Source organism: Wolbachia endosymbiont (group A) of Udea olivalis (assembly GCF_964028365.1).
Lineage (GTDB): Bacteria > Pseudomonadota > Alphaproteobacteria > Rickettsiales > Anaplasmataceae > Wolbachia > Wolbachia pipientis.
Map to the genome: position 1 here is coordinate 975,730 of NZ_OZ034773.1, position 17,298 is coordinate 993,027.

Below are 17,298 nucleotides of genomic sequence, written 5' to 3' on the forward strand. Positions count from 1 at the left end.
TTGCCAAGAAAGAGAAGGTGGCCTGAGCAGGAATCGAACCAGCGACACAAGGATTTTCAGTCCTTTGCTCTACCAACTGAGCTATCAGGCCAACTGTATACTTTTATTTTTAGATAAAAAATGTTATTATGTCTATCAAAAGTTTTTAAAGTAGTTTATAAAAATAAAGGATGAACATTAATGACAAAATAGGAATCTACCCTGGCACATTTGACCCTATAACTTTTGGGCATATTGACATAATCAAAAGAGCGTGTAAACTAGTCGATAAATTAATAATAGGAGTTGCAGAAAACGTTAATAAGCATACTGCCTTTGACACAAAGCTACGCACAAGCATGGCTGAAAATGAAATCAAAGGACTAGGAATTGATGCAGATGTTATATCTTTTAATGGGTTGCTAGTGAAGTTTGCCAAAGAGCAGAATGCTTCTGTTATTATTAGGGGATTAAGAGCAGTATCGGATTTTGATTACGAGTTTCAAATGAGCTGGGTAAATTATAAACTTCTTCCTGAAATCGAAACCATATTTCTTCCTGCTTCTGAAGATACTCAATTTATCTCATCAAGTTTTGTAAAGGAAATAGCAAGATTAGGAGAAGATGTTAGCAAATTTGTATCAAAAGGCGTTCAAAACGAATTGATTAACCTGAATAGGATAAAAAATGGAGAATAGTGCTTGTTGTTTTTTATTTCTGAATGGGTATATTCAATATATAAAATGTTATAAGCTAAAGGAGCAGCATGTCAAAAGTGAGGGTTAATAATAGAAAAGTTTGTTGTCATGGTGATGAGAATGATGAGGGTTCTGGCCATCCATTAATATATTTAGATATGGGAGAAGAAGAGGAAATAGCCTGCCCTTATTGTGAAAAGACGTTTGTCCATGACTGCACTGTAGAAGCGGTTGGGGAGCTGACTAGGGATGAACTCTAATGGCACTTCTGCAGACTTAGCTTATGTAAATAGCAATAAGAGGGGCAGTAAAAATGAAACTGTCCATACGGTCGAGCACTCCCCCATGGCCAGGTATCATATTTCCACTATCTTTAACACCGTAAGCTCTTTTAACAAGCGACTCAGTGAAATCGCCAAGTTGCGCTAGAATAGCAATTGCAAGGCCAATGATTGGAGAATAAAAAATTGAAAATAGACCAAAAAATATTGATCCAAAAATTGTGCACACTACTCCAGCTAAAATCGCACCAAGAAGTCCTGTCCAAGTTTTTCCAGGGCTAAGAATTGGGCAAATTTTAGCTCCACCAAAATTCTTACCAAATAGGTAGGCAGTAACGTCAATTCCCCAAATGGTTAAGACGAACCATACTAATGCGTATTTTCCCTGTGGTAGATTATATAAATATATTAATGAGGCGCTTGGTAGTGCAATCAATAATAATGCAAAAACGTATAAAATTTTATTTCCTTGGGTTAGATTATACCATTCAAAAGAAGATAAAACTGCTATTGAAAAAATCAATAGGTAAAACGATAAATCACTGAAATATGTAGCAAAGGAAAATATGAATAATATTACTATTGAGGACAACATTCTAATTATAAAATTATTATCTACCATATTTTTTCTCTCTTTTTGTATAATCTTCTAATGCTTTACTCAAATCTTGACAAGAAAAATCAGGCCATAAAGTATCACAAAAATACAATTCAGCATAAGCTGCTTGCCATAATAAAAAGTTGCTTAACCTTTTTTCGCCGCCAGTGCGAATTAATAAATCCAATTTTGGCAAATCTTTAGTATACAGAAATTTTTCAAATTCCTCTTCTGATACATAAGCAATATTTTCTTTTATAATATTGCTTATAGCTTGTGTAATTTCTTGCTTTGCTCCGTAACTGACTGCCACAGTGAGTAATAAACCATCGTTCTTATGTGTCATTTCTTCTGCTTTTTTAATTTGATCCAATATTTTACTGGATAACAGACTTAAATTGCCAATAAAATTCAACTTAATGTTACAGTTGCAAATGAAATTGACTTTATCTTCATTAGTTAAAACGGAGTAAAATAAATCAAATAGACAGTCAGTTTCGTTTTTGGGTCTAAGCCAATTCTCCATAGAGAATGCATACAAAGTTAAGTAGGGTATGGTTAGGTCCGTACAATACTTGGCAATATCGTATGCAACTTCACTGCCCTTTTTATAACCATCAATTTTTACCTTTCCTTGATTGTTCGCCCATCTACCATTACCATCCATAATAATTGCTAAATGTTTCGGTAAAGATTCTTGATTCAACATTTAAATTTAACCTAATTTTGACTTGAGTGAAATTTTTTGGATTTCAATGGACACCTGGAAGGTGTCAGCTACTTGCATGACAGGAAGAGAGTTACTGTAGTGACACCAATAGTTGATACTTGAATGCAAAATTGGTGTCATCCCAGTGCTCCGACACTGGGATCCAGGAAATTTGATTTCAAACAAGTGCATCAGATAGTTGTATAGTAAAGACTGGATTCCAGTGTCAAGCACTGGAATGACATCATTTGCTATGTAAGCTTTCTCCATATCATTTAGTGATTCAGTATATCCTTTTCTTTGATGGACAATTCACCATCAATTTTTTTTATATTATTATCAGTAATATTTTGTATTTCCTTTTTAGCACCATGAAAATCATCTTCTGAGATTTCTTTATTTTCCTTCATTTTTTCTGTTTCTTCCATAATATCTCTACGTATATTTCTAATGGCAATCCGTGCATTTTCAGCAAACTGATGCAATAATTTCACTAATTTTTCACGGGTTTCTTGTGTTAAGTCCGGAAGAGCTATACGTATGGTATTGCCCTCAACAACAGGATTTAAATTCAAGTTGGCATTTAATATAGCATTTTTCACTTCACCGACAACATTAATATCCCAAATTTTAATTGATAGAGTTTTGTTATCTATAACCGAAACACCTGCAACCTGATTTAACTTTTGATGTCCACCATAGATATTTACAACTATACCATCAAGCAACGATGCGCTAGCTCTACCAGTGCGTACGCCTTTAATATCATCATGAAAGGACTGAATAGTTTTTAGCATTCTTTCTTTTGTTTTAGCTTTTATTTCATTTAACATAAATTACCTAATGTTTACAATCTGAAACTATAGTATAAGTACCTTGACCCTTAATAATATTGACTATTTTTTCTCCCTTCAAAGAAAAAACTATAATTGGAATAGAATTCTCACGAGCAAGTGAAATTGCTGATGCATCCATAACTTTTAAATCACGAGTCAATAAATCCGTGTAAGAAAGCCTATCATACATTACAGCATCCTCATTTTTTTTCGGATCAGCGGAGTATACACCATTTACTTGCGTACCCTTTAGAATAACATCACAATTCATTTCAACAGCACGTAAGGCTGCAGCTGTATCTGTAGTAAAAAATGGGTTGCCTGTGCCTGCTGCAAAAATTACCACTCTACCTTTTTCTAAATGACGAATAGCTTTCCTTCTTATGTAAGGTTCACATACAGTGGCCATGGGTATTGCAGATAATACCCTAGAAGCTATTAAATTTTTTTCTAAAAAGTTTTGTAAAATTAAAGCATTGATTATAGTTGCAAGCATTCCAATATAATCACTACTTGCTCTTTCACAGCCACTTAAAGACGCAGATGTGCCACGAAAGATATTACCACCACCAACAACAATACATACCTGAACTCCAAGCCTGTTAATATCAGCTATATCTTTGCATAATTGGCTTATTATTCCCATATCATAGCCAAAAGACTGTGACCCCATTAAAGCTTCACCAGAGATTTTAAATAACACTCTGGAATATTTTATTTCGCTTTTTTCATTTGTTGAGGGAAACATTTTTTACCATTTAGTTTGCACCACCCAAAACAAGTAACTTGTAATTAGATAATTTAATAGCACTCACCTCGCTTGACTTTATAAAATCAGAAACTTTCATTTTATCATCCTTTATGAACTTTTGTTCTAGTAAAACAACTTCTTCATAGTACTTAGCCATTCGTCCATCTACTATTTTTTTTGCTACTTCTTCAGGTTTATTTAAGCCCCTCACTTGCTCTTCAATTATAGAACGTTCATTTTTCAACTTCATTTGATCTAAATCATCTATAGACAAAGCTTCAGGCTTCATAGCAACTACATGCATAGCTATTTGTTTCCCAATCTCTTGTAGCTTCGCCTTATCACCAGATGATTGCAATGCAATTAAAGCACCAATCTTACCTAAGCCACACACATCACCATGTACGTAGCCAGCAATAACTCCATCCTTAGCTTCTAAGTAACAAAGCTTGCTTAACTCTAGCTTCTCACCAAGAACTGACGTACCATTCATAATAGCTTCCTGCACTGTGCCAATGCTTTCATACTTGGCATTTTTTAACTCATCAACGCTAGTACAGCGTTCTTGATGAGCAATTGATGCTAAATTTGAAACTAACTCTATAAATTTCTCATTCCTTGCAACAAAATCTGTTTCGCAATTGAGTTCAACCAATGCACCATAATTTTCAGTCAAACACATAACAACGAGTCCATCTGAAGCTACTCTATCAGATTTTTTGTCAGCTTTAGCAAGACCTATTGTACGTAACTTATCAACGGCTTTCTTAATGTCACCATCACATTCTTCTAATGCTTTTTTACAGTCACTTAAGCCAAGCCCTGTTCTATCACGTAATTCTCTTATATCATCTGGATTCATCTTCATTTGTTACTACCTCCCTTTCTTCTTCTTTGTAAACTTTACTACGTCTCTTTTTAGTTTGCACAATACCGTCTTCTTTTTCTTGAATAAACTCATCACCCCTTATATCATCAATCTTAACTCCAGATTTTGCTAGACTAGACTCTATTCCAGCTAATATAGAGTCGGTAGCTAATTTACAATAGAGCTCTATTGATTTTCTTGAGTCATCATTTCCAGGTATTAGATAAGTAATACCATCTGGATCAGAATTAGTATCAAGTATTGCAACTATTGGAATTCCTAACTTCTTAGCCTCCTTAACCGCTATATGCTCTTTATTAGTATCAATGATGAATAAGATATCAGGAATTGCTCCCATTTCTCTAATACCGCCAAGCGCCTTATCAAGCTTTTGCTTTTTCTTTTCAATGTTTCCCAATTCTTTCTTTGTTAAAATGCTATCCTCGTCATTTAATATTTTCTCATATTGCATCAAGGTTTTTATCGAAGAAGAAACAGTGCCCCAATTAGTAAGCATACCACCAAGCCAACGATGATTCACATAATATTGACCACAACGAATCGCTTCACTTGCAATAATATCAAAAGCTTGAAACTTTGTACCAACAAATAGAATGCGACCACCTTGAAATGCAACGTCATATAAAGCCTTCATGGCCACCTGTAGCAATGGTAATGTTTTTCGCAAGTCAATTATATGTATACGATTTTCTTGATGTACCCCATATATATATGGAGCCATTTTTGCGTTCCAGCGACTAATTTTGTGACCAAAATGTACACCAGATTCAGCTAAATCACGCACAGTGACTTTAGGCAAATTTGTCATATATCATTCCTCCAAATAGTTTATCTTCCATGGCATAACCCTAATGGGACTACTTGTACAAGCCATGTGTGAAATTAAATTATTTACATAGTAATAGAAAAGACAGCAAAGCGCAAACAAAAAATATTGACAAAGGGCAACATGTTTATTAGCTTTAAAGTTGAAGCCCGAAAACGCTAAAAAGAAATTAGGGGGGTGTAGCTCAGTTGGTTAGAGCGCATGCCTGTCACGCATGAGGTCGTGAGTTCAAGTCTCATCACTCCCGCCATATTAGTTTTAGCATAACTTAGAATTCGCAACCGATATTGAGAAATGCTTCCACCAAACTTGACATGGCATGGTATTGTAATTAATACTTAAATAGGTTTGTTTTTATCATTAACAATTAGGATTAAATATGCTCATTTCTGAAGTTTTTGCAGCAGATGCAACTAGCAATACATCAAGTATCGGCGCATCTTTTGCTAGTTTTACTCCATTGATTTTAATATTTGTGGTATTTTATTTTCTCATTATTCGCCCACAACAAAAAAAACTAAAAGAACATAGAAAGATGATAGATCAAATAAAACGTGGTGATACAGTCATTACTTCTGGTGGAATAATAGGTGAAGTTAATAAAGTTGATGAGGCAAATGCACAATTTATAATAGAAATAGCACCAAAAGTTGAGATAAAAGTTCTAAAGTCCGCTATATCTGAGGTTTTAAGCAAAGAAACTCAAAAAGTAGCAGCTAAACCAATTAAAAAGGTAAAATCGAAAGAATGATAAAAAGAATATAAATCAACCAGTAATAAAGGCAAAAATGCTTAACATGTTTAGAAAAAAGTTTGTTTGGTGATCCATTTGTGTGCGGAATATTTGGTGTAGTAAGTAGCGGTGATTCAGTAATACCAACCTTACTAACTGGGTTACAAAAATTGGAATATAGGGGATATGATTCCTCAGGTATAGCAATCATAAATAACGAAGGTAAGATAGAAGTCAAAAAATCAGAAGGTAAAGTCGAAAGGTTATGTGAAGTTGTTGATGACAGCAAGATGTCTCACAGTACAGTTGGTATAGCACATACTCGCTGGGCTACACATGGAGTTCCAGGCCTTAAAAATGCTCATCCCATTCGTACAAATAATGTTGTTGTTGCTCATAACGGCATAATTGAGAATTACAATCTGCTAAAAAAGGGTCTAGAAGAAAGGGGAATGCCATTCCATACTGACACTGACACAGAGATCATACCAAACATGCTAACCTTATATCTTGATGAAGGATTGTCGCCAGTTGATTCTCTATTTAAGTGTTTAAACAACCTACACGGCTCATTTGCCTTGGTCTTATTATTTGCAGAATATCCAGACGCCTTATTTGTTGCGAAGAGAAATTTGCCTTTAGCAATAGGCTATAACTGTAACACAGTGTTTGCTGCATCTGACTCTAATGCTTTAAGTGCATTTGTGGAAAAAATATCGCATTTGGAAGATGATGACATTGCAGTGATAAAATCTAGTGGAGTTAGTATATACAACAATGGTACACAAGTTAAACGCAGTATAGAAAATAGTAGTCCAAGTGATTTTCTAATTAGCAAAAATGGTTACCCTAGCTTCATGTTAAAAGAGATTTTTGAGCAACCTTGTGCATTAAACAAAACAATAAACCAATTTTACAAGCAATATAAAGAGGTCAACAAAAAATTATTCTCTGAACTGAATCACATTACTATAGTTGGATGCGGGTCATCTTATTTTGCTGGGCTAATAGCAAAGTATTGGCTGGAAAATGTCGCTCAAGTTCGAGTATATCTAGAAATCTCATCAGAATTTAGGTATAGCAACGTCAAGCTGGAAGAAGGCAGCATTGGGTTATTTATCTCTCAATCTGGCGAAACTGCAGATACCATAGAAGCGCTGCGTTATGCGAAATCACAGAAGCAAACAATCATAAGTATAACTAATACATTTAGCAGCAGCATTGAAAAGATCTCAGATATTGTGTTACATACTCTTGCTGGGCCAGAAATTGGTGTTGCTTCAACAAAAACCTTTTCTGCGCAACTTGCAACTTTAGCATGCTTTGCCGTGGAGCTTGGAAAAATAAAAGGTATACTGGGTGGAGAGAGAATAAAACAGCTAAGCAGTGCTATCAATTCTATTCCCGAGTATGTTGAGCACGTTTTGAATGTGATGAAAATACAACATATATCGGGCAGTATATTAGAACACAATAACGTTATTTTAATCGGCAGAGGAAGTTCATACGGAGTTGCAATGGAAGGCGCATTGAAAATAAAAGAGCTTTCATATATCAATACAACTGGTATTGCAGCGGGAGAAATGAAGCATGGTTCTATTGCTTTAATAGACTCTACTGTGCTTGTTATAGCAATTATCCCTTATGATGATTTATTCTTTAAAACGCTATCTAATATACAAGAGATTATTGCAAGAAAAGGCAAAGTAATTGCCTTCAGTGATAAACAAGGAGCGCCATTCCTAAGGGGAGTTTGCGCAGATGTGGTGCAACTTCCAGACACTGATAATTTTATCTCTCCAATCATCTACAGTGTTGCTATGCAATTCCTTGCTTACTTTACTGCAGCAAAAAAAGGGTTAGATGCAGATTGTCCAAGAAATTTAGCTAAGTCTGTCACGGTTGAGTAGTCCATTTAAAGTTAAAGCTAAACTTCTAATAAGGTAACCAGACTGCATTCTGTGATTTTTAGCAAAACACGATACACAATCGTCATTCCGCTACTAGTTAGCGGAATCTATGCCGAGATACCGCGGCGGTATGACGGTTCGCGGTGGTATGACGGTTAAGTAATTCGTCATCCCGCTGCTTGTTAGCGGGATCTAGAGATACCGCGGCGGTATGACGGTTCGCGGCGGCATAGCTATCTTCAAAAATATGGTTGAATAATTGTTAATAATAGTGTATAATTATTAATATTTTTAAGCACTTTGGCTATGGCTTTATCTAAGTTTCTCGACCCTAAGCTGGATTTGACCTTCAAAAAAATATTTGGCACTGAAAAAAATAAGAATATTCTCATACATTTTTTGAATGATATTTTAGGGTTTACTGAGATAAATACTATACAAGAAGTGGAATTCCTCAGTACTATAATGGATCCTGAAATTGCATCTGATAAACAAAGTATAGTTGATGTTCTTTGCAGGGATTCTAGTGGGGCCAGGTATGTGATTGAAATGCAGCTTACTCGCGATAAAGGCTTCGAAAAACGAGCTCAACTATATGCTGCTAAGGCTTACTCAAGGCAAGCTGATAAATCTGGTAAGTACATTGATTTAAAGAAGGTTTTCTTTATTGCTATCTCTAATTGTAATTTATTTCCTGATAAGCTTGATTATATATCCAGCCACACTATAAGAGATGAGAAAACCAATGAGCATGACTTAAAAGATTTTCAATTTGTATTTATTGAACTACCTAAATTTCCTAAGAATAAGGAAGAACAGCTAGAAAGCATAGTGGATCGTTGGTTATTTTTCTTCAAATATGCAGATGAAACTACGGAAGAAGACTTAAGGAAAATAGCAGAAAAAGCACCAATAATAAAGTTAGCCTACGATGAATTAGACAGGTTTAGCTGGAATGAAAAAGATTTAGTAGCTTATGAAGAAAGAATAATGGATCTACGGAAAGAAGAAGCCATTCTTGAATACAGACTTGACCTTGCTACTGAAAAAGGCATCCAAATTGGCGAAGAAAGAGGCATCAAAATCGGTAAAGAGGAAGGGAAAATTGAAGGAAAAATCGAAGGAAAAATCGAAGTCGCAAAAGCAATGCTGGCTAACAATGTTGATGTCAACACTATTGTCAAATTTACTGGCCTTTCTATTAGTGAGATTGAAGAATTAAGTGTGAACGCTTACTAATTAAGAACTTTAATTATCAATCATAAATCACTGAATTTCGCTAGTAAATTTGTTGCCATTGTCCATATTGCACAATTGTATATAAGATATAGTATAACAATAGTGTCCGTTCAGCTAATACCAATTCCCACTGCACAATAAACGGATAGATAACAATGGAAAAAAAGCCATACTATTGCCTTTCTTTCTCACTCCACAATTAAATAACTCTACAATATCGCTTATTTGATTCACTAATAATGAGAATTGGTATAACTTTGCTATTTTTCTCTCTAGATTCTTGCAAAGTTCTACAAGATTAACCACATTACCTCACGGTTTCTCTATGATTATTTTTTTAGATTACTTGTTTACCTTATTTGCCGTTCTCCTGAACGAATATACATAAGCTATAAAAACTATCTAATAGCTACCCAAAACCCTTATTTCCCACTCAAGTTCAACATTAAATTTATCCTTTACTGCATCTTTTACTTTGTTGCCAAGGTTTTCCAAGTCAGATGCAGTTGCATTATCGTAATTGAGCAAGAAGTTACAATGTTTCTTAGAGATTCTAGCTCCACCAATATTTAACCCTAGGCAGCCAGATTTATCAATTAACTCCCATGCTCGGTAGTTTTTTGGATTTTTGAATATGCACCCAGCAGTTTTTCCTCTTATTGGCTGGCTTTTATTTTTCCTCTCAATAACTTCCTTTAACCTTTGCAGTATAAGCTCATACTCTGAGTTTATTCCTTTAAACTCAGCTTCAACAAAAATCCAATTTCCTTTTAGGCTATGTCCACGGTAAAAATACCCCATTTCTTCGCTGGAGAACTCATATAGGTTTCCATCCTCTAGATTCACTGCTTTTATGGATTGTACAACACTTGCGATATCACTACCATATGCACCTGCATTCATTTCTATTCCGCCACCAACTGTTCCTGGAATTCCAACTAGAAACTCCAACCCACTAATCTGCTGATTTCCCGCAAAGTGAGCAAGGTTGCTGAGCAGCACAGCTCCCCCAGCTACAATAGAGTTGTTACCCTTACTTTTAATATATGCAAACTCCTTACCTAATTTTACTGTTATTCCTCGAATGCCACTATCTCGCACTATTATGTTGGATGTTGCACCAATAACGCTAACTGGCAGTTCAGTATTTTTAATCAAGTATGTTAAATCTTCAATATCACATGGTTTAAATAATACATCAGCTCGTCCACCAACATTTAACCACGTCGCTTTAGACATTAAGACATCATAACGATAGATTCCACGTACTTTAGGTAAGCTTATAAGCATTTTGATTTCAACTCTAATCCTGCATCCATACCCATTTTCTCCGCATCTTCTATAAATGAAGTGCGCTCAGTGAAGTATATATTTTTTCCACTTGCTAACATACAACGAAGGTGTAGCATATTTTCGCTCACATATTCAGCCAAAGCTGCAAGTGGTGTAAAACATGAACCATTCACTGTCTTCATAAAACTGCGCTCTGATTTCACTCCTATAAAAGACATATTATTATTAATTTTCTCTAAAAGATTGATAATTTTTACATCATTCCTTCTACATTGAATACAAACCGCCCCCTGCCCCACTGCACTTAACATAACTTTTGGTGGCAATACCTCTGTAATCAAGTGATGTTTTTCTAATCTTATGAGTCCTGCTTCAGCTAGAATTATTCCATCAAAACTTTGATTTTGCAATCTGGTTGTTACATTTCCACGTAGCGGTACTATATTTAAATCTGGTCTAACATTTAATAACTGAACTTTTCTTCTTATTGAAGAAGTGGCAATAGTAGCCTGCTGTGGCAAAGACTCAAGGCTATTGTGTTTATGAGAAATAAACGCATCGCATGAACTTAGCCTTTCTAAAACACAAGGAATTGTTAAACCCCCTGAGAAAAACGCAGGCATATCTTTTAGCGAATGAACTGCCATGTCTATATTATTTTCGAGCAATTCAGTCTCAATTTCTTTAATGAATAATCCTTTGCCTCCTATTTCAGCAAGATTTGCGTTTGCATACTTATCTCCAGAAGTTTTTATTTTAACAATTTCAATAGATAAGTTAGGAAAAGAATCCAGCAACTTTTGTTTTGCTTCCAAAGCCTGGGCAACTGCAAGCTTGCTTCCTCTGGTACCTATTTTGACTGGCATGTGTACGACTGTTTGAATACCAAACCTTAACCTAATTAATTATTTAAACACTTTGGTAGCGTGTATCGCATGAACCTCGGTTACCCTCTCTCTGATGTCATTCAAGTACTTGGATCCAGTTTATATGAGCCTTTGCATTTATTGTACTTTAACTTAAAACCAAAAGCAACTTTGACTTTACAAAATAATAGCCTTTTACATGCATAAATAAGCTTACTGGATTCTAGTACTTGCATGACAAGGTATAAACCTTATCGTCATACCGCCGCGAACCGTCATACCGCGATTCATTCGCGGTATCTCTAGATCCCGCTAACACGTAGCGGGATGACGAGGTTATCGTCATGCTGTCGCGAACCGTCATACCGCGATTCATTCGCGGTATCTCAGCCGCTAACAAGAGATCCCGCTAACAAGCAGCGGGATGACGAGCTTATCGTCACGCCGCCGCATACCGTCATACCGCGATTCATTCGCGGTATCTCTAGATCCCGCTAACAAGTAGCGGGATGACGATTGTCGTTTAGCCATAAATATTAAGAAATTTACCAAACGAAAAAAAAGGCAAAAGAAGCCCCGTGGTTGGCTAATTACTTACATTATACTTTCAAGTATGGCGTTTTTTTATTCTAAACACTTAATAACCGCGATTCAGCTGCTTTTAAACCGCAACTAATCTAAATTATAAACATTAAGAAATTTACTAAACAGAAAAAAAGGCAAAAGAAACCCTAGGGTAGCTAGTTATTCACTATCCATTTTTTAAGTTGGCGTTTTTTTATGTTTTAAATGCTTTATAAGCATATTTCAGCTTGTGTAGGTAAAAACCCAGAAATTTGATAAAGACATAGAGTGCACATAGTGCAAAAAATTAAACATGAGACGCCAGATACGTGAGTTTTTTTGTCATTTAATCTGTACAGAGAAGATAAATAAATAGCTTCAGTTTCATGATAAGGGGGCTGGCGGAGTTTGTCAAGGAATTTTTATGGCTGCGCTGGAATGACATTTGGGAGTTGTGGTCCACTTCTAAATGATAAGAGCCTCAATGAATTTATTAGTTTATTACATGTCTCTTTTCATGTATAAATCTATAGAAAGTTTTATACGGAAGTTGTTTTATGAGCAAAATTATAGAAATCAGAGCACCAAAAACTCTTGGTGGTGAATCAGTTACAGAAGGTATAGTAAAAATAAAGAAGGGTATTGGAGAAGCAGTAAAAGTAGATGACTTGATCTTTGAAATTGAAACTGACAAAACAGCACTCGAATTAACTGCAGAAGCTTCGGGGCAAATAACTGAATTTCTTGTAAAGGAAGATGATGTAATAAGCCCTGATCAATTGTTAGCGAAGCTTTCCGTGGGAGAAGTAAAAGAGGAAGCGAGAAAAGAAGATAAAAGCGAAAGTGCTGCTAAAAAAGATGCTCCATCAGCTCGTAAAATTATGGAAGAAAATGCAATCAGTGCAGAAAGCGTCAAAGGAACTGGCATGGGAGGCAGAATAACAAAAGCAGATGTGATAGGCCATATGAACAAAGCTGAACAACCTGCAATAAAACAATATGAATTGCCAAAAAGTGTAGTAAGTGGAGAGCAAAGAGAGGAACGAGTAAAAATGAGCAAAATAAGACAAGTAATTGCCGCTCGTTTGAAAGCATCGCAAAATACTGCTGCAATACTGACCACGTTCAATGAAATTGACATGAAGAATGTCATGGATCTAAGAGCAAAATATAAGGACGCCTTTGAAAAAAAATATGGAATAAAACTTGGTTTTATGTCGTTTTTTATAAAGGCAGCGGTGCAAGCATTGAAAGAAATTGCTGAAATTAACGCTGAAATCTCAGGCGATGAAATCATATATAAACATTACTATGACGTAGGTGTTGCTGTTGGCACCGATAAAGGTCTTGTTGTACCAGTTATTCGGGGTGCCGATCAGATGTCATTTGCAGAAATTGAGTTGACTTTAGTTGCTCTTGGCAAAAAAGCACGAGAAGGTAAATTACAAGTATCAGAAATGGAAGGTGCAACATTTACCATTTCAAATGGCGGAGTATATGGTTCGCTCCTTTCTACTCCGATAATAAACCCTCCGCAATCTGGAATACTTGGAATGCATTCAATACAAAACAGGCCAGTTGCCATGGGCAACTCAATTGAGATTAGACCTATGATGTACATTGCCCTCTCTTACGATCACAGAATAGTTGACGGCAAAGGAGCAGTTACTTTCCTCGTTAAAATAAAAAATTATATAGAAGATCCAAATAGATTAGTTTTGGAAGTGTAGCTCAAATGAATTGTTGTTAATCCAGTATTGCTAAAAACCTAAATGTCATCTAGTTCTGCCAGCAGTTTAGCAACTTCCGGATGATCAGGGCCATAATGTTTCTTAAAGATGGATGAAGCCCGTGCAAACAACTCCTTTTGTTTCTTATGGTTACCTAGAGCACCATAAGCGGGGCCTAGAATTTCCCATAGTTCAACAACTTTAGAAGTAATCATGGACATGATGCTTCTCAAGAATAAATGAGGCCTGCTCAAGCAACTCCTTTGCTTTCTGAGGGTTACCTAAATCCCCATAGGTAATACTTAGGTTTGCCAATAGTTTAGCAACTTCAAGATGATCAGGACCGTAATGTTTCTCAAAAATAGGTAAAGCCCGTTCAAACAACTCTTTAGCTTTTTGAGAATCACCTAAGTCTCCATAAGTTCCGCCTAGGTTTTTTAGTATTATAGCAACTGTAAAATGGTTAGGCTCATAATGTTTCTCTTGAATTGCTAAAGCCCGTTCAAGCAACTCTTTTGCTTTCTGAAGATTGCCTAAATCTCCATGAGCGTTACTTAGGTTTGTCAATGTGATAGCAACTTGGAAATGATCGGAGCCATAATGTTTCTCTTGAATTGCTAAAGCCTGTTCAAGTAACTCTTTTGCTTTCTGAGGATCACCTAAAGTCCTATAAGTGGTACCGAAGCTCACTAATGTTCTAGCAACTTCGAAATGATCAGGTCCATAATGTTTTTCTTGAATTGCTAAAGCCCGTTCAAGCAACTCTTTTGCTTTCCGAGAATTACCTAAATTCCCATAGGCATCACCTAGATTGGCCAATGCAATGGCAACCTGAAAATGATCAGAACCATAGTATTCTTCAAGAATAGGTAAAGCCTGTTCAAGCAACTCTTTTTGCCTACTAGGATTACCTGAATCCCCATAAGCATTACCTAGATTTGTCAGTGCAATGGCAACTTGAAAATGATCAGAGCCATAGTGTTTCTCAAGAATAGGTAAAGCCTGTTCAAGCAACTCCCTTTGTTTCTGAGGATCACCTGAGGTACCGTAAACAATACCGAGGTTTATCAATGCAATGGCAATTTGAAAATGATCAGAGCCATAATGTTTTTCTTGAATTGCTAAAGCCCGTCCAAGTAACTCTTTTGCTTTCTGAGAATCACCTAAAGCTCTATAAGAGGTACCTAGACCTACTAATGTGCTAGCAACTTGGGAATGATCAGGCTCATAATGTTTCTCTTGAATTGCTAAAGCCCGTTCAAGCAACTCTTTTGCTTTCCGAGAATTACCTAAATTCCCATAAATGATACCGAGGTTTGTCAATATAACAGCAACTTGGGAATGATCAGGCCCATAATGTTCCTCTTGAATTGCTAGAGCCCGTTCAAGTAACTCTTTTGCTTTCTGAGGGTTACCCAGACCCCCATAAGCGTTGCTTAGGTTTGTCAGTATAATAGCAACCTGGAAATGGTCAGAGCCATAATGTTTCTCAAGAATAGGTAAAGCCTGTTCAAGCAACTCCCTTTGTTTCTGAGGATCACCTGAGGTACCGTAAACAATACCGAGGTTTATCAATGCAATGGCAATTTGAAAATGATCAGAGCCATAATGTTTTTCTTGAATTGCTAAAGCCCGTCCAAGTAACTCTTTTGCTTTCTGAGAATCACCTAAAGCTCTATAAGAGGTACCTAGACCTACTAATGTGCTAGCAACTTGGGAATGATCAGGCTCATAATGTTTCTCTTGAATTGCTAAAGCCCGTTCAAGCAACTCCTTTTTTTCTTCATAGTTACCTAAATTCCCATAAATGATACCGAGGTTTGTCAATATAACAGCAACTTGGGAATGATCAGGCCCATAATGTTCCTCTTGAATTGCTAGAGCCCGTTCAAGTAACTCTTTTGCTTTCTGAGGGTTACCCAGACCCCCATAAGCGTTGCTTAGGTTTGTCAGTATAATAGCAACCTGGAAATGGTCAGAGCCATAATGTTTCTCAAGAATAGGTAAAGCCTGTTTAAGTAACTCCTTTTGTCTCCTATGATTACCCAGATCCCCATAAGCGATACCTAGATTTGCCAGCGCTATAGCAACTTGAAAATTATAAGGCCCATAATATTTCTTAAAGATAGATAAAGCCTGTTCAAGCAGCTCCTTTTGTCTTCTGGGATTACCCAAGTCATGGTATCCATCGTTCATCCATATTAACAAATACACAAGATAATCCTTTTCTATTGTTTGTTTTTCTGAAGGATTTTTTGCTAGCCAATTATCTATATGTGATAAAAACGCTTCTAAGTGCGGCAATAATTGTCGCTTCTTAGCATAATCTTCTAATTTATCACTGTCGTCAGGGAAGCTTTCTTTTAATAATTGAAAAACGGTTTTTATATCTTTTTTAATTTTTCCACTTTCCTTTGACTTTAGCCTAATTACATCTTGTACTAAACAGTGAATAGAAACACTACTACTCTGCTCATTGGACACTAGCATCGAATATCTCAATAATATACCTAATACTTCTTCAAAAGGTTTTTCTTCAGAATTGTTCTCTACAATCTCAGGAAATATTCTTAACAAATCTTTAGGAATATCATTGTCTAAATATGCACAAGCTACTAACAACTTGCTTGCTAGTTTAGACTCATTACGAATTGTGTCCATTGTAATATCCCAAGTAATAAACACAGGCTCATGGTTAGAATCCTTAGGTAGTGTTTTATGAGATAATAAATAAAGCTTCCTTTCTGCATAAATTTCTAAGTAACGTGAGATAGTCATTTTGTTTTCTTTGATGTAAGCGCAAGCCTGAGCTAATGCCAAAGGTAATCTACCTAACTTTTCTGCCAATATACCTATATTTGGCCTATCGCTTTCTGAAACCTGGCCTAGAATTTTCTTAACATATAATTCTGATTCTGGGGGAGTAAAAACGTCTACACCTATACTCCCTTGTGGCCATTCAGTATTACGAGACGTAACTATTATTTTGCCGCCTTTTGTAGGTCTGAGCTTAGAAATGACTTCATAATTTGATACATTATCATAAATCAACAACCAGCCTTCACGTTTAGAATCTTCTAGCCAGTTTTTCACATAATAAGCTCGCTGTGCAATAGAAATGTTGTCTTCATCGTGAATAATATTTAATTTTCTTCCTAAATTAACATATTCACTGAGTAGTTGATCTTCATCTTTTGCATTAAACCAACATATTGCCTTGTATTCTTTCCCATGTTTTTGAATAAAATCTAGCACTGACTGTGTTTTACCTACTCCACCTAACCCGTACAAAGCAGTTAATATAACCATACGCGTCAAGTTAAGGAAAAGTGTAAGTAAAGTTGATAGAGTGAAGGAAAATAATAAGGTATAAATTCTCTTGGATATATGAATGAG

The 17,298-nt window shown here is 35.9% G+C and carries 17 protein-coding genes and 2 tRNA genes; 7 read left to right on the forward strand and 12 right to left on the reverse strand.

Going from position 1 to position 17,298, the window contains the following annotated elements; all coding sequences use genetic code 11:
- Positions 1-18: 18 nt before the first annotated feature.
- A tRNA-Phe gene (locus ABWU32_RS04500) sits at positions 19-91 on the reverse strand.
- A gap of 79 nt (positions 92-170) precedes the next feature.
- On the opposite strand from ABWU32_RS04500, the gene coaD reads away from it, so the two are divergent.
- Positions 171-677 (forward strand): pantetheine-phosphate adenylyltransferase, encoded by a 507-nt coding sequence (coaD, locus tag ABWU32_RS04505; protein WP_015589048.1) that lies wholly within the window; start codon positions 171-173, stop codon positions 675-677.
- A gap of 68 nt (positions 678-745) precedes the next feature.
- Positions 746-937 (forward strand): zinc-finger domain-containing protein, encoded by a 192-nt coding sequence (locus tag ABWU32_RS04510; protein WP_006279326.1) that lies wholly within the window; start codon positions 746-748, stop codon positions 935-937.
- Between the two features lie 16 nt (positions 938-953).
- Here the strand turns inward: ABWU32_RS04510 and ABWU32_RS04515 are convergent, their stop codons facing one another.
- The 6 genes from ABWU32_RS04515 to rpsB form a co-directional block, all read right to left on the reverse strand.
- The gene (locus ABWU32_RS04515; RefSeq protein WP_015589049.1) at positions 954-1,580 is read right to left on the reverse strand and encodes a phosphatidate cytidylyltransferase; all 627 of its coding nucleotides are present in this window, start codon (positions 1,578-1,580) and stop codon (positions 954-956) included.
- Positions 1,570-2,265 carry a polyprenyl diphosphate synthase gene (uppS, locus tag ABWU32_RS04520; RefSeq protein WP_015589050.1) on the reverse strand — a complete coding sequence of 232 codons (696 nt, stop codon included), beginning with the start codon at positions 2,263-2,265 and terminating at the stop codon, positions 1,570-1,572. Before uppS ends, ABWU32_RS04515 begins: the two co-directional genes overlap by 11 nt.
- A 275-nt stretch (positions 2,266-2,540) precedes the next feature.
- A complete protein-coding gene (gene frr / locus ABWU32_RS04530) occupies positions 2,541-3,098 on the reverse strand; it encodes a ribosome recycling factor (RefSeq protein WP_007549203.1) in 558 nt (185 codons plus the stop codon).
- A 7-nt stretch (positions 3,099-3,105) separates the two neighbouring features.
- Entirely contained in the window at positions 3,106-3,849 is a 744-nt protein-coding gene (pyrH, locus tag ABWU32_RS04535; RefSeq protein ID WP_015589052.1) for a UMP kinase, read from the reverse strand.
- Positions 3,850-3,859: 10 nt separating this feature from the next.
- Positions 3,860-4,720, reverse strand: a complete 861-nt coding sequence (gene tsf, locus ABWU32_RS04540) for a translation elongation factor Ts (RefSeq protein WP_015589053.1) — start codon at positions 4,718-4,720, stop codon at positions 3,860-3,862.
- Positions 4,701-5,549 (reverse strand): 30S ribosomal protein S2, encoded by an 849-nt coding sequence (gene rpsB, locus ABWU32_RS04545; RefSeq protein WP_015589054.1) that lies wholly within the window; start codon positions 5,547-5,549, stop codon positions 4,701-4,703. Before rpsB ends, tsf begins: the two co-directional genes overlap by 20 nt.
- A gap of 191 nt (positions 5,550-5,740) precedes the next feature.
- Here rpsB and ABWU32_RS04550 point away from each other — a divergent pair.
- The 4 genes from ABWU32_RS04550 to ABWU32_RS04565 all read left to right on the forward strand — a co-directional run bounded on the left by ABWU32_RS04550 (position 5,741) and on the right by ABWU32_RS04565 (position 9,449).
- Positions 5,741-5,817 (forward strand) — tRNA-Asp (locus ABWU32_RS04550).
- A 129-nt stretch (positions 5,818-5,946) separates the two neighbouring features.
- A complete protein-coding gene (gene yajC, locus ABWU32_RS04555; RefSeq protein ID WP_015589055.1) occupies positions 5,947-6,318 on the forward strand; it encodes a preprotein translocase subunit YajC in 372 nt (123 codons plus the stop codon).
- A gap of 80 nt (positions 6,319-6,398) precedes the next feature.
- A complete protein-coding gene (gene glmS / locus ABWU32_RS04560; protein ID WP_141457364.1) occupies positions 6,399-8,210 on the forward strand; it encodes a glutamine--fructose-6-phosphate transaminase (isomerizing) in 1,812 nt (603 codons plus the stop codon).
- A gap of 306 nt (positions 8,211-8,516) precedes the next feature.
- Complete coding sequence (locus tag ABWU32_RS04565) at positions 8,517-9,449, forward strand: Rpn family recombination-promoting nuclease/putative transposase (protein ID WP_353278406.1); 933 nt, start codon at positions 8,517-8,519, stop codon at positions 9,447-9,449.
- Positions 9,450-9,563: 114 nt separating this feature from the next.
- On the opposite strand, the gene ABWU32_RS04570 is transcribed toward ABWU32_RS04565, so the two are convergent.
- The 3 genes from ABWU32_RS04570 to hemC all read right to left on the reverse strand — a co-directional run bounded on the left by ABWU32_RS04570 (position 9,564) and on the right by hemC (position 11,608).
- On the reverse strand, positions 9,564-9,755 hold the full coding sequence (locus ABWU32_RS04570) for a hypothetical protein (protein WP_070356842.1): 192 nt from the start codon (positions 9,753-9,755) through the stop codon (positions 9,564-9,566).
- Positions 9,756-9,851: 96 nt separating this feature from the next.
- A complete protein-coding gene (gene murB / locus ABWU32_RS04575) occupies positions 9,852-10,739 on the reverse strand; it encodes a UDP-N-acetylmuramate dehydrogenase (protein WP_141457145.1) in 888 nt (295 codons plus the stop codon).
- The gene (gene hemC / locus ABWU32_RS04580) at positions 10,730-11,608 is read right to left on the reverse strand and encodes a hydroxymethylbilane synthase (protein ID WP_015589059.1); all 879 of its coding nucleotides are present in this window, start codon (positions 11,606-11,608) and stop codon (positions 10,730-10,732) included. The genes murB and hemC overlap by 10 nt, the downstream gene beginning before the upstream one ends.
- 1,121 nt (positions 11,609-12,729) lie before the next feature.
- Here hemC and odhB point away from each other — a divergent pair.
- Positions 12,730-13,902 carry a 2-oxoglutarate dehydrogenase complex dihydrolipoyllysine-residue succinyltransferase gene (gene odhB, locus ABWU32_RS04585; protein WP_015589060.1) on the forward strand — a complete coding sequence of 391 codons (1,173 nt, stop codon included), beginning with the start codon at positions 12,730-12,732 and terminating at the stop codon, positions 13,900-13,902.
- Positions 13,903-13,940: 38 nt separating this feature from the next.
- Here the strand turns inward: odhB and ABWU32_RS04590 are convergent, their stop codons facing one another.
- Both ABWU32_RS04590 and ABWU32_RS04595 read right to left on the reverse strand, forming a co-directional pair.
- Complete coding sequence (locus ABWU32_RS04590; protein WP_141457140.1) at positions 13,941-14,117, reverse strand: tetratricopeptide repeat protein; 177 nt, start codon at positions 14,115-14,117, stop codon at positions 13,941-13,943.
- Positions 14,104-17,211, reverse strand: coding sequence for a tetratricopeptide repeat protein (locus tag ABWU32_RS04595; protein WP_353278409.1), 3,108 nt, complete (start codon positions 17,209-17,211; stop codon positions 14,104-14,106). The genes ABWU32_RS04590 and ABWU32_RS04595 overlap by 14 nt, the downstream gene beginning before the upstream one ends.
- Between the last annotated feature and the right edge of the window lie 87 nt (positions 17,212-17,298).

What these genes read in the sequence shown, in the direction of transcription:
- uppS (WP_015589050.1), bottom strand. Translation starts at nt 2,265, where the DNA reads ATGTTGAATCAAGAATCTTTACCGAAACATTTAGCAATTATTATGGAT.
- yajC (WP_015589055.1), top strand. Translation starts at nt 5,947, where the DNA reads ATGCTCATTTCTGAAGTTTTTGCAGCAGATGCAACTAGCAATACATCA.
- ABWU32_RS04595 (WP_353278409.1), bottom strand. Translation starts at nt 17,211, where the DNA reads ATGGTTATATTAACTGCTTTGTACGGGTTAGGTGGAGTAGGTAAAACA.
- ABWU32_RS04510 (WP_006279326.1), top strand. Translation starts at nt 746, where the DNA reads ATGTCAAAAGTGAGGGTTAATAATAGAAAAGTTTGTTGTCATGGTGAT.
- tsf (WP_015589053.1), bottom strand. Translation starts at nt 4,720, where the DNA reads ATGAAGATGAATCCAGATGATATAAGAGAATTACGTGATAGAACAGGG.
- pyrH (WP_015589052.1), bottom strand. Translation starts at nt 3,849, where the DNA reads ATGTTTCCCTCAACAAATGAAAAAAGCGAAATAAAATATTCCAGAGTG.
- hemC (WP_015589059.1), bottom strand. Translation starts at nt 11,608, where the DNA reads ATGCCAGTCAAAATAGGTACCAGAGGAAGCAAGCTTGCAGTTGCCCAG.
- ABWU32_RS04515 (WP_015589049.1), bottom strand. Translation starts at nt 1,580, where the DNA reads ATGGTAGATAATAATTTTATAATTAGAATGTTGTCCTCAATAGTAATA.
- coaD (WP_015589048.1), top strand. Translation starts at nt 171, where the DNA reads ATGAACATTAATGACAAAATAGGAATCTACCCTGGCACATTTGACCCT.
- ABWU32_RS04590 (WP_141457140.1), bottom strand. Translation starts at nt 14,117, where the DNA reads ATGATTACTTCTAAAGTTGTTGAACTATGGGAAATTCTAGGCCCCGCT.
- murB (WP_141457145.1), bottom strand. Translation starts at nt 10,739, where the DNA reads ATGCTTATAAGCTTACCTAAAGTACGTGGAATCTATCGTTATGATGTC.
- ABWU32_RS04565 (WP_353278406.1), top strand. Translation starts at nt 8,517, where the DNA reads ATGGCTTTATCTAAGTTTCTCGACCCTAAGCTGGATTTGACCTTCAAA.
- odhB (WP_015589060.1), top strand. Translation starts at nt 12,730, where the DNA reads ATGAGCAAAATTATAGAAATCAGAGCACCAAAAACTCTTGGTGGTGAA.
- rpsB (WP_015589054.1), bottom strand. Translation starts at nt 5,549, where the DNA reads ATGACAAATTTGCCTAAAGTCACTGTGCGTGATTTAGCTGAATCTGGT.
- frr (WP_007549203.1), bottom strand. Translation starts at nt 3,098, where the DNA reads ATGTTAAATGAAATAAAAGCTAAAACAAAAGAAAGAATGCTAAAAACT.